This is a genomic window from Pontibacter populi (genome assembly GCF_019336435.1).
In the GTDB taxonomy this organism is placed as follows: Bacteria; Bacteroidota; Bacteroidia; order Cytophagales; family Hymenobacteraceae; genus Pontibacter; species Pontibacter humidus.
This window is the reverse complement of sequence record NZ_JAHWXQ010000006.1, coordinates 163,998-174,571: the sequence shown is the minus strand read 5'-3', so window position 1 is coordinate 174,571 and position 10,574 is coordinate 163,998. Positions and strand designations below refer to the sequence as shown.

Here is a 10,574-nt window from a genome sequence, read left to right as displayed (position 1 = left end):
CAGAGAAGTTAAGCCCGGACGCGCCGATGGTACTGGGGTCACACCTGGGAGAGTAGGTGGCCGCCAACCCTATCTAAGCCCTGTCCTTCGCAAGAGGACAGGGCTTTTGCGTTTTAGGCAGATGGGAAGGGGACGAGCGGGAGAATTGATGAATGGGCATCCGAAGTAGCCAGAGCAATGTTGCCAGTAGAGGTAGCAGAAGCTCATTGCAGTGAGAACTATGAAGGGTTGCAAGCTACTGATAATTAAAAGGTTACTTGACTTCCTGGATAAAAGCGGCTAGCTAGTGAATGGAAATGCCGTTCTCTAAAAAGCCCTTGCTGAGAGTGCAAAGGCTTCTTAGTTGGATTTAGAATGTTAAAATTTCGAAACTACTGTTTATAAAGTTTCACTCTATTTATAGATCAGGAACACTGCAGGTTGTTTATGAATGTCTGGTAGCTTTCCTTTCCACTGCTGTATAGTTTTAGTCTGAATAAACTCATGTTCAGGGGAAGTAATATTAGCTGCAATACATAGTTTCGTATCAGGGTGTAAAGTACTGAGCAGATCTTCTAGGAGCTTGTTGTTTCTGTAAGGAGTTTCCATAAAGATCTGGGTTTGGTTGCGCTGCTGCATTTCTTTTTCCAGTTGTCTCAGAGCTTGTAGGCGAGGGCTTTTATCAATAGGCAAGTATCCATGAAAGGCGAATTGCTGACCGTTAAATCCACTGGCCATTAAACTCAGAAGTATAGCCGACGGTCCTGCAAAAGGTATTACTTTAATATCTTTTTGGTGTGCATATTTCACCACTTCAGCCCCTGGGTCGGCTATGCCCGGGCACCCAGCTTCCGAAATAATACCAGCATCTATACTCTTATCAATGAGTGGTTTTAAAGCCGCCTGCACCTGAGCTGGTGTCGCATCTTTATCTATCTGCACAAAGTTGAGCTCTTCGATTACTAACTCCGGGCATATCATTTTTACATAACGACGAGCAGTGCGCAAGTTCTCAACTATAAAGTATGTAAGGTGACGAACGGTGTCCTTTACTTGTGGAGAAATGACCTGATCAGCTGTGCCTTCTGCAAGTATAGTTGGGATTAAATATAGGTTACCTGTCTTCTTCATGGGGTAAAAGTATAAACTATAACGGAGATAAAAACAGAAAAGCTGCCAGTGCATTGCAAGGGCAGCTTTTGCAAATGGGCAAGATTAATTACTCAGTGCTCAGGAAAGTTGTTACCAAGTCGTATACTTGATCTGGCGCTTCTGCGTGAACCCAATGACCGGCATCAGGAATTGTTTCTACCTGTACTAATGTAAACAGGTGTTCGATAGAGCCATATACATCTTCCGGCTTAATATATCTTGAGCGGCCTCCTTTTATAAATAGTGTATGCTTCTTGAAAGGCACCTCTGATGTTATCTCCGTTGCTACCTTCTCATAGTTCTTCTCAATTACATCCAGGTTCATTCGCCAGCCAAATGTATTGTCATCTTTGCGGTACAGGTTCTTCATCAGGAAAAGGCGCACTTCGTCTTCTTTTATGCCTTTAGCTAATTGTGCATCAACTTCACCACGACTGGTGACAGTGCTTAGATCAACAGACTGCAAGGCGTCTATTATTTCGTCATGATGTGGCGGGTATGCTTTGGGAGCAATGTCTACTACTATAAGTTTGGTGATGCGGGTAGGGTATTTAAGCGCATAATTCATAGCTACCTTCCCTCCCATAGAATGACCCATAATAGCTGGCGTCGGAATCTGCAGATCATCTACTAGCTCCAGCACATCAGCTGCCATAGCATCATAATCGTGCTGGTCGCTGTGTGGAGAGCGGCCATGATTACGAAGGTCTATCAAAAATACGTTGTAATGCTCTGCAAGACGTTTTGCTAATGTCTGCCAATTGTCTAATGTGCCAAATAAACCGTGCAGGATAAGCAGCGGCTGACCATGGCCCATTTCTTTATAGTGTAGTTTCATTACTCTCAGGTATCAGTTAATAGTAAATAGATATCAGTTTATCCGCTTACGGTAGTAGGTAGTAAAAAGCTAAACTACTCTTATCAGTTTCTCTTCAGCGCCTCGTTCTTTTAAAACCCCTAAGGGCTGTAGTTCTAGATTATACTTTCTGAAAATTGCCAGAACTTCATCACGACCCGCAGGATCAACAGCTACCAATAAGCCTCCGCTCGTTTGAGGGTCGCAGAGCAGGTGCTTCTGGTCGGGCGTAAGGTCGGCGAGTTTGTGGCCGTAGCTGTCGAAGTTGCGGTGTGTGCCGCCGGGAATGGCTTTTTGTGCCAGGTATTCCAGTGCTTCCGGTATTACCGGCACTTTATCAAAGTATACTTCTGCCATTAAGTTGCTTCCTTCGCACATTTCTGATAAGTGACCCATCAGCCCGAAACCGGTTACATCGGTCATGGCCTTTACCTGGGACAATTTGCCTAACTCAGCGCCGATCTTGTTCAATTGCATCATTTGCTGCGGCGCTATCTGAGCATGCTCTGGTTTAAGTATAGCTTTTTTCTGAGCGGTGGTAAGAATGCCTACGCCAATTGGTTTGGTTAAGTATAGTTCGCAGCCTGCAGTGGCAGTATCATTGCGTTTCAGGTTCGGTATGTCGAGCATGCCGGTTACAGCCAGCCCGAAAATTGGCTCAGGGCTATCGATGCTGTGCCCGCCTGCTAAGGGAATTCCTGCTTCGTGGCAAATGCTGCGGCTGCCTTCTATTACACGTTTGGCAACTTCTGGGGCCAGTTTATCTATCGGCCAACCCAACACTGCAATGGCCATCATCGGAGAACCGCCCATCGCATACACATCCGAAATAGCATTGGCAGACGCAATACGACCAAAATCATACGCATCATCTACGATTGGCATAAAAAAGTCGGTGGTGCTGATAACAGCGCGGCCATTGCCAATGTCATACACAGCCGCATCGTCGCGCGAACTGTTGCCTACCAGCAGCTTATCGTTTTCAGGGTACGTGATATCAGAGTGAAGGATAGCATCTAAAACCTTTGGGGCAATTTTGCAGCCACAACCGGCGCCATGACTGTATTGGGTAAGTTTTATAGTTTGTTCGGTTATCTCTTCCATGGTTAAATCAGGTTGTTGGTTTTAGCGAAAGTTATTATCTGCTGTGCGCTTTCTTCCGGATCTATAGTTTGCAAGGGCAAGGTAAGCACCTGTTGCTTTGGTTTAAGCTGGTAATGATACGCTTTGTCGTAATACGTGAGCGCGATCTCTACCATCTTTTCCATATCGCCGGTTGCAATGGCGTCCAGTGCTTCCTGCGTGGCTAAGCCGCCCAGGCGTTTTTTAATTTTAAGTATTGATGCCTCCAGTATAGCCTGATCGGTGCGGCAGTATTCGTGGGCCAGCTTCCGGACGCGCAACTGCTTAGGTACATCTATAACTATAGTTGGTCGCTGTTGCATGTTGATAAATAATTCGTGAGGCATCTTTATGCGGCCAATCGTCATGCCCTCATCTTCAAACCAAACCGCCTGCTGCGCATTTAGTTTTAAAAGTTCGGAGCCAAGCAGGTTCTCGAAGTGTTCAGTAGTTGGCTGTGCGGGCATGCCTATACTGCCGAAAGCGGAGCCTTTGTGGTTTGCCAGCCCCTCCAGATCTATAGTTCGCTGGCCGTGTTGCTGCAGATAAGGCAGGATATCCGTTTTGCCGCTGCCTGTAAAGCCGCTGAGAACAACTATAGGCCAGGGTTTAGCGAACTGCTCCTGTATAAAATGCCGGTAAGCCTTGTAGCCGCCCTGCAGCAAATGTATTTTAAAACCGGCAAAGCTCAGGAGCCAGGCCATGGCACCGCTTCGCATACCACCGCGCCAGCAATGCAGCAGTACTTCTTTATCAGGGGCAATTCTGGTAGCTTCTTTTACAAACTCAGACATCTTTGGCCCGAATAAATCCAGCCCTAGCAGCACCGCCGGGTCATGGCCTTGCTGCTTATAAGATGTTCCAACTATAGCACGCTCTTCATCTGTAAAAATAGGAAAGCTTTGCGCCTGCAGGATATGGCCAGCCTGGTACTCTTTGGGTGCACGCGCGTCCAGCACAGGCAGGTTTTCAGCCTTCTGCAGAAATTCTTCGATAGTTACCTGGTTTATCAAAATGGCTTATTTAAGCTGGCGCAGGTATAATTGTATCGTGTTTTCCAGGCCATAGTATAACGCGTCGCAGATCAGGGCGTGACCTATACTTACTTCCAGCAAGCCGGGCACATTATCCTTCAGGTATTTCAGGTTGTCCAGGTCCAGGTCGTGGCCAGCGTTTAGGCCAATGCCGTATTCCTGTGCTTTAGCGGCTGCTTTTACATAAGGCGCAAGAGCAGCTTCGCGGTTGGTATGATACTGACGGGCGTAATCTTCGGTGTATAGTTCTACGCGGTCAGTTCCAACTATAGCAGCACCTTCAATCATGCTTTCCGCCGGGTCCACGAAAATTGAAGTACGTATTCCCAGGCTTTTCATTTCTGAGATAATATTGGTCAGAAAATCTTTGTGCTTAATAGTATCCCAACCAGCGTTGGAGGTAATGGCATCCGGTGCATCGGGCACCAAAGTAACCTGCTCTGGTTTCACCTCTTTAACCAGCTTCAGGAAATCAGGAGTCGGGTTGCCCTCTATGTTAAATTCGGTAGTAACAATTGACTTCAGGTCATATACATCCTGGTAGCGGATATGGCGCTCATCAGGGCGCGGGTGCACAGTTATGCCTTGCGCTCCGAAGCGCTCGCAATCCTTTGCTGCCTGCACTACATTGGGCCTGTCGCCGCCACGGGCATTCCGAAGCGTGGCTATTTTGTTTATATTTACACTCAGTTTGGTCATGTTGTTTATTTGCCGCTTATAGTTGCGGCTATAGTTATTATAAACGAGATGACTAAATTAATGGAAATTTAAATAAGATGTTATGCATGGTTCTTTGCCGTAACTGCAAAAGCTCCGTAGAAGTAGCATAACTCCTTGTGCTGATACATACTATAAACGATTAAAAACTATGACCTTAAAAGAAAGAGTAGAAAGCGACATAAAGCAGGCCATGCTGGCAAGAGATAAACCACGCTTACAGGCTTTAAGAAGTATAAAATCGCTGATACTGCTGGCCGAAACCGAAAAAGGTGGCGGCGAAGGCTTAACCCAGGATACTGAACTAAAACTGCTGACGAAAGCAGCAAAACAGCGCCGCGAATCGGCGGAAGTATATACGCAGCAAAATCGCGAAGACCTGGCACAGATTGAGATTGGCGAACTGGCCGTGATAGAAGAATATCTGCCGAAACAGCTGGGAGAAGGTGATCTGCGAGCCAGATTACTGGAAATCATTCAACGTGTAGGTGCAACCGGTCCTTCTGATCTGGGTCGTGTAATGGGCGTAGCCTCTAAAGAACTGGCTGGCCAGGCCGATGGACGCGCTATCTCTTCGGCGGTAGGCGCTTTGCTTAACAATACCGATTTTTAATTAGCATACCGGGTAGTTTTGCACTGATTTATAGTTGGTGCACTATACTGATTATAGTTATCTTAGCGCTGCTGCATGGGCTCTATACCTGTGCAGCAGCGCTTTTTAATTTTTAGCTATAGTTTACAGGCATGAGTACCTTCGATTATTTCCTGCTGATCCCGATCCTGTTTGGCGCGTTTATGGGCTACCGCAAAGGCCTGCTGTTAGAGCTGGTATCCTTGCTGGCGCTGGTAGTGGCTATACTTGGCGGACTCAAATTTCTGAATGTGGCCCTGCCTATAGTTCGGGATTTTGTTGGTGATGTAGGCGGCGTGCTACCTTATCTTACATTCCTGCTCGTTTTTATCGGGATCATACTTATAGTTTACCTGCTTGGCTTCATCCTGAAAAAGATCATCGACTTTACGCCCTTCGGCTTTTTTGATAATTTCCTGGGAGCTGTGTTGGGTGCTATCAAGTGGTGCTTCGCTATTAGTTTGTTGCTCTACGTTTCTGATATGGCCGGCATCAGCATCACTGCCGAAACGGCTTCTGAATCTATAGTTTACCCGGTTGTGCTCAAAACCACTCCTTATGCGCTGGATATCCTGGGTTACGTGTTGCCGTTTGTGAAAACGCTGATTGAGTCGTTGAAAGGATTCTTTTAACTATAGGTTATGCTAAAGAAGTATAAGTTATAAATAACTAACCAGACATTTCATTCAACCCATGCTTCTCCTGCTCGATAACTTTGATTCGTTTACCTATAACCTGGTAGACTATTTCGGCCAGTTGGGAGTAGAAGCGCATGTGGTTCGGAACGATGTGCCGTTGTCTGAAATAAAGCAATTGCCTATAGAAGCTATAGTTTTGTCGCCGGGGCCGGGCACGCCGAAGAGAGCAGGCGTACTGATGGAGGTGATACAAGAATACCATGAGCGCGTTCCGATGCTGGGTATTTGCCTGGGACACCAGGCGCTGGGCGAGTTCTTTGGGGCAAAGCTGGAAAAGGGCGAAAGGCCGATGCACGGTAAGATATCCGAAATCATTTGCGAGCCTGATCCGATCTTTAAAAACCTGCCGGAAAAGATGGAAGTGGTACGGTATCATTCGCTGGTGCTGCGACATACGCCCCCAACTATAGTTCCGCTGGCACATACGGCAAATCATGAACTTATGGCATTTAAGCATAACTCGTTGCCATTGTATGCGTTACAATTCCATCCGGAGGCGGCACTTACTACTTATGGTCTCGAAATGCTACAAAATTGGCTTACTATTGCTAATATTGCAGTATAAATTATATTTTTCTGTTTAGTTTACCCTTATTTATGGATCTACAAATCAGACAAGAAGGCGAGTTTCAGTATATAGATGAAGGCCAGGGAGAAGTGCTGTTATTACTGCACGGACTGTTTGGAGCTCTCAGCAACTGGAAAGGCGTCGTAGATCATTTCTCAAAGAATTACCGCGTGGTTATTCCGCTTATGCCCATTTACGAAATGGCCCTGCATAAAGCTGGTGTACCTGGCTTAATGAACTTTGTGGAAGACTTTGTGAAGTTTAAAAAGCTGGATAACCTTACTTTGTTAGGCAATTCGCTGGGTGGCCACGTAGCACTGGTGTATACCTTAAATAATCCGGCTAAAGTAAAACGTCTGGTGCTTACCGGTAGCTCTGGTTTGTTCGAAGACTCTATGGGCGGCTCGTTTCCAAAGCGTGGTAACTATGAGTATGTAAAAGAGCGTGTTGGATATACCTTCTATAGTCCTGAGACGGCAACGAAAGAACTGGTAGACGAAGTTTTTAACATCACGAACAGCAATGCCAAGTGTTTGCGTATTATAGCCATAGCTAAATCGGCGCAGCGCCACAACATGGCTAAAGATATTACAAACATTAAAGTGCCTACCCTGTTAATCTGGGGACTAAATGATACTATTACTCCGCCACTCGTAGCGCATGAGTTTAACCGGCTGATGACAAACTCCGAATTATATTTTATAGATAAGTGTGGCCACGCGCCAATGATGGAACATCCGGAGAAGTTTAATAGTATTTTAGAGAAGTTTTTAAGTAAAACTACCGTAGAACAAACTACATGATCGCAGAAGAACTCATCAACCAAATGATACCACCGCTTAAGCTCTATGATACCGTAGAGAAAGCTTTGCGCTGGATGGATGAGTTCCGTGTAAATGATCTGCCCGTGGTAAGTAACCGCAAATACATGGGCATGGCTACCGAGCTTAGTTTAGTAGACCTCACAGACAGAAACCAAACCCTGAAGGATGTTGAGCTGGAACACCAGGATGTGCATGTAATGCACTTTCAGCATTTTTATGATGTGATGGAGGCAGCCATTAAAAACAAAACGCAGGTAGTGCCGGTGCTCGATGAAATGCAGGAGTACATGGGTATTATTACGATAAACGATACACTGGCTGCTTTCGGGCAAATGTCGGCATTGCAGGGGCACGGCAGTATACTGGTGCTGAGCATGCCGGAGCGCGACTACTCGCTGAGCCAGATCAGCCGCCTGATAGAAGAAGAGAACACCAAGATCCTGAGCGCCTATGTTTCGCCTGACGAGCTTGATCCGTACAGTATTAAGCTTACCCTTAAACTAAACGCTACTGACCTTTCCCGCATCATAACAACACTCGAGCGCTTCGAATACCGTATTACCGCCCAGTTTCATGATAGCAGCACATTTGATGTTGGCAAAGACCGGCTGGATATGTTATTTAAGTACCTGGACATATAACCGGTGCTGCGTTGGGGTCTGCTTCTTGGTCTGCTGTTTAGCTGTATAGTTGCAGGTGCATCGCCGTGTGCGGTTCCGGTTATAGTTATACAGGATGTACAGCTGCAGGGCAACGAAACCACGAAAGACTTTGTACTGCTCCGTGAGCTAACTTTTGCCATCGGTGATTCTGTTGAGACCACACAACTCGAGAACCTGCTCGAAGAAAACCGAAAACGCATCTATAATCTCCGCTTATTTAATTCAGTAAACTATAGTTATACCTGCGATGCAGGCCAGCTTATAGTTACATACCAGGTACAGGAGCGTTTCTATTTCTATCCCATTCCCATTTTAGATTTTGCTGACCGTAACTTTAATGCCTGGCTCGAGAAAAAAGACCTGCGCCGTATAGATTATGGTTTTGTGCTGACACGTCGAAACTTCAGAGGTCGAAACGAAGATGTCCGGTTACGATTACAGCATGGCTTTAACCGCCGTATAGAACTGTCTTACCGGGTTCCGTACCTGGCTGGTAGCCGGAATCTGGGTTATGAAGTTAGCGCAGCCGATTACCGGAGCCACACGATAAATTACGATATCCGTAATAACCGCCAGTATTTTTATGAGCAGGAAGATGGCATGCCGATAAAGCGCACAGGTGTAGGTGCCGCCATTATTCACAGGCAAAGTGTGCAGCGGCAATCAGCGCTCCGGCTTTCGTATTACCACGAAGAGGTTTCTGATACCATACCGGAGCTCAATCCCGATTATTTTAATACCCCTTATACCAACCGAAACTATATCCGGGTAGACCTTACCCGTGTAATAAACCAGCGAAACACGTTTGCCTACCCTTTAAGCGGTAGTTACTTTGATATTGGCGTAGGGCATGCGTTTTTCCTGAACAATACCGGCACGGGCTTTACCACTGCCCGCGCCAAGTATGTAAACTATAGCGCACTGCCCCGAAATTTTTATTACAGTGTAGGCGTAGAGGCGCAGGCAAGGCTGGGCAGCAACTTTGCCGTTACCGATAATACCGCGCTGGGGTACAGGTCGCTGGTGCGGGGCTACGAATTATATGTGGTGGGCGGGCAGCATTACGGGCTTTTCAAACAGGGGCTTTCAAAAGAGTTGCTAAACCTGAAGAGTATCCGCCTGAATTTTATCCGTAACCCGAAGTTGAATACGATCCCATTAGCCCTGTACCTGAACGCTTTTACAGATGCCGGTTATACAATAGATAACACTTACGAAGCCCGGAATCCTTTAACAAACCGGCTGCTGCTTGGTGGTGGTATTGGGTTACATGTGGTAACATTTTACGATATTGTGCTGCGCGGCGAGTACACGGCCAACCGCGAAGGCAACCGTGGCCTATACCTGAACATGGGGTATCCTTTTTAAAGACCTGCTTATGAAGATTGCTATACTCGGAAAACCATTCAGCGAACGAATCGCACCATTCATTCAAAAACTATTTGATGAGCTGTTGCGCCGCAATACCGATATTATGCTGGTAGAGCACTTCCAACTATACCTCCAGAATACCCTGCAAATACCTAACGACATACCTACCTTTAAACGTGGCGATGATCTGACAGGAGTGGATGTAGTACTAAGCATAGGTGGCGATGGTACCCTGCTGGATACAGTCACTTATGTGGGGGCACAGCAGATTCCGATACTGGGTATTAATACCGGTCGCTTAGGTTTTTTAGCAACCATTTCGCACGACAGTATTAACGTGGCCATAGATGCACTTTACAAAGGCCATTACACGCTGGACGACCGCGCCCTGATACGTGTAGATTCCGATCAGGAGGTTTTTGATGGCATTAACTTCGGATTAAATGAGTTTAGCGTACTAAAACGTGATAGTTCATCTATGATTGCGGTACATACGTATATTGATGGTGAATATCTGAACTCTTACTGGGCCGATGGATTAGTGGTAGCTACACCTACCGGGTCTACGGGTTACTCGCTAAGCGCCGGAGGTCCCTTAGTACTGCCACAAACCAACAATTTTATCATTTCACCCGTATGTCCGCACAACCTGAATGTGCGGCCAATGATAGTATCAGACAGGAGCGTGATCTCTTTTGAAGTGGAAGGCCGCAGCAGCAGCTACCTTGCCTCTCTCGATTCCAGGTCGGTGCCTGTTGATATGAATGTTCAGTTAGCAGTACGCAGGGAGAACTTCGTGGCAAGATTAGTTAAGTTACATCATGTTAACTTTTTATCTACGCTTCGCAGCAAACTCAATTGGGGTATGGATAACAGAAATCTCTTCCAAAAGTGATGCAGATTAAATATATGTAATATTATTTCTTTAATAATACATAATCTTTATTTTTGTCTTTATAA

The 10,574-nt window shown here is 46.1% G+C and carries 12 protein-coding genes; 7 read left to right on the top strand and 5 right to left on the bottom strand.

Features of this window, described 5'->3' with window-relative positions:
* Window positions 1-393: 393 nt before the first annotated feature.
* The 5 genes from KYK27_RS17280 to KYK27_RS17260 form a co-directional block, all read right to left on the bottom strand.
* A complete protein-coding gene (locus tag KYK27_RS17280; protein ID WP_199111559.1) occupies window positions 394-1,110 on the bottom strand; it encodes an SAM-dependent methyltransferase in 717 nt (238 codons plus the stop codon).
* 88 nt (window positions 1,111-1,198) lie between these two features.
* Window positions 1,199-1,969, bottom strand: a complete 771-nt coding sequence (locus KYK27_RS17275; RefSeq protein WP_199111558.1) for an alpha/beta fold hydrolase — start codon at window positions 1,967-1,969, stop codon at window positions 1,199-1,201.
* A 69-nt stretch (window positions 1,970-2,038) separates the two neighbouring features.
* A complete protein-coding gene (gene selD / locus KYK27_RS17270; RefSeq protein ID WP_199111557.1) occupies window positions 2,039-3,091 on the bottom strand; it encodes a selenide, water dikinase SelD in 1,053 nt (350 codons plus the stop codon).
* 2 nt (window positions 3,092-3,093) lie between these two features.
* The gene (gene mnmH, locus KYK27_RS17265; RefSeq protein WP_199111556.1) at window positions 3,094-4,122 is read right to left on the bottom strand and encodes a tRNA 2-selenouridine(34) synthase MnmH; all 1,029 of its coding nucleotides are present in this window, start codon (window positions 4,120-4,122) and stop codon (window positions 3,094-3,096) included.
* A 6-nt stretch (window positions 4,123-4,128) separates the two neighbouring features.
* The gene (locus tag KYK27_RS17260) at window positions 4,129-4,842 is read right to left on the bottom strand and encodes a pyridoxine 5'-phosphate synthase (protein WP_199111555.1); all 714 of its coding nucleotides are present in this window, start codon (window positions 4,840-4,842) and stop codon (window positions 4,129-4,131) included.
* Between the two features lie 169 nt (window positions 4,843-5,011).
* Between KYK27_RS17260 and KYK27_RS17255 the strand changes: the two genes are divergently transcribed.
* From KYK27_RS17255 to KYK27_RS17225, 7 genes are all read left to right on the top strand, one after another.
* Window positions 5,012-5,473, top strand: coding sequence for a GatB/YqeY domain-containing protein (locus KYK27_RS17255; RefSeq protein WP_199111554.1), 462 nt, complete (start codon window positions 5,012-5,014; stop codon window positions 5,471-5,473).
* Window positions 5,474-5,604: 131 nt separating this feature from the next.
* Window positions 5,605-6,123, top strand: a complete 519-nt coding sequence (locus KYK27_RS17250; protein ID WP_199111553.1) for a CvpA family protein — start codon at window positions 5,605-5,607, stop codon at window positions 6,121-6,123.
* A 61-nt stretch (window positions 6,124-6,184) separates the two neighbouring features.
* Entirely contained in the window at window positions 6,185-6,754 is a 570-nt protein-coding gene (locus tag KYK27_RS17245) for an anthranilate synthase component II (protein WP_199111552.1), read from the top strand.
* A 32-nt stretch (window positions 6,755-6,786) separates the two neighbouring features.
* On the top strand, window positions 6,787-7,560 hold the full coding sequence (locus KYK27_RS17240; RefSeq protein WP_199111551.1) for an alpha/beta fold hydrolase: 774 nt from the start codon (window positions 6,787-6,789) through the stop codon (window positions 7,558-7,560).
* The gene (locus KYK27_RS17235; protein WP_199111550.1) at window positions 7,557-8,222 is read left to right on the top strand and encodes a CBS domain-containing protein; all 666 of its coding nucleotides are present in this window, start codon (window positions 7,557-7,559) and stop codon (window positions 8,220-8,222) included. The genes KYK27_RS17240 and KYK27_RS17235 overlap by 4 nt, the downstream gene beginning before the upstream one ends.
* A gap of 3 nt (window positions 8,223-8,225) precedes the next feature.
* A complete protein-coding gene (locus KYK27_RS17230) occupies window positions 8,226-9,611 on the top strand; it encodes a POTRA domain-containing protein (RefSeq protein ID WP_317195951.1) in 1,386 nt (461 codons plus the stop codon).
* 10 nt (window positions 9,612-9,621) lie between these two features.
* Window positions 9,622-10,509 carry an NAD kinase gene (locus KYK27_RS17225; RefSeq protein ID WP_199111549.1) on the top strand — a complete coding sequence of 296 codons (888 nt, stop codon included), beginning with the start codon at window positions 9,622-9,624 and terminating at the stop codon, window positions 10,507-10,509.
* Window positions 10,510-10,574 lie beyond the last annotated feature (65 nt).

Excerpts from the sequence above, each read along its gene's own strand:
- KYK27_RS17250 (WP_199111553.1), top strand. The coding sequence starts at position 5,605 with ATGAGTACCTTCGATTATTTCCTGCTGATCCCGATCCTGTTTGGCGCG.
- KYK27_RS17225 (WP_199111549.1), top strand. The coding sequence starts at position 9,622 with ATGAAGATTGCTATACTCGGAAAACCATTCAGCGAACGAATCGCACCA.
- KYK27_RS17245 (WP_199111552.1), top strand. The coding sequence starts at position 6,185 with ATGCTTCTCCTGCTCGATAACTTTGATTCGTTTACCTATAACCTGGTA.
- KYK27_RS17240 (WP_199111551.1), top strand. The coding sequence starts at position 6,787 with ATGGATCTACAAATCAGACAAGAAGGCGAGTTTCAGTATATAGATGAA.
- selD (WP_199111557.1), bottom strand. The coding sequence starts at position 3,091 with ATGGAAGAGATAACCGAACAAACTATAAAACTTACCCAATACAGTCAT.
- KYK27_RS17280 (WP_199111559.1), bottom strand. The coding sequence starts at position 1,110 with ATGAAGAAGACAGGTAACCTATATTTAATCCCAACTATACTTGCAGAA.
- KYK27_RS17235 (WP_199111550.1), top strand. The coding sequence starts at position 7,557 with ATGATCGCAGAAGAACTCATCAACCAAATGATACCACCGCTTAAGCTC.
- KYK27_RS17255 (WP_199111554.1), top strand. The coding sequence starts at position 5,012 with ATGACCTTAAAAGAAAGAGTAGAAAGCGACATAAAGCAGGCCATGCTG.
- KYK27_RS17275 (WP_199111558.1), bottom strand. The coding sequence starts at position 1,969 with ATGAAACTACACTATAAAGAAATGGGCCATGGTCAGCCGCTGCTTATC.
- KYK27_RS17260 (WP_199111555.1), bottom strand. The coding sequence starts at position 4,842 with ATGACCAAACTGAGTGTAAATATAAACAAAATAGCCACGCTTCGGAAT.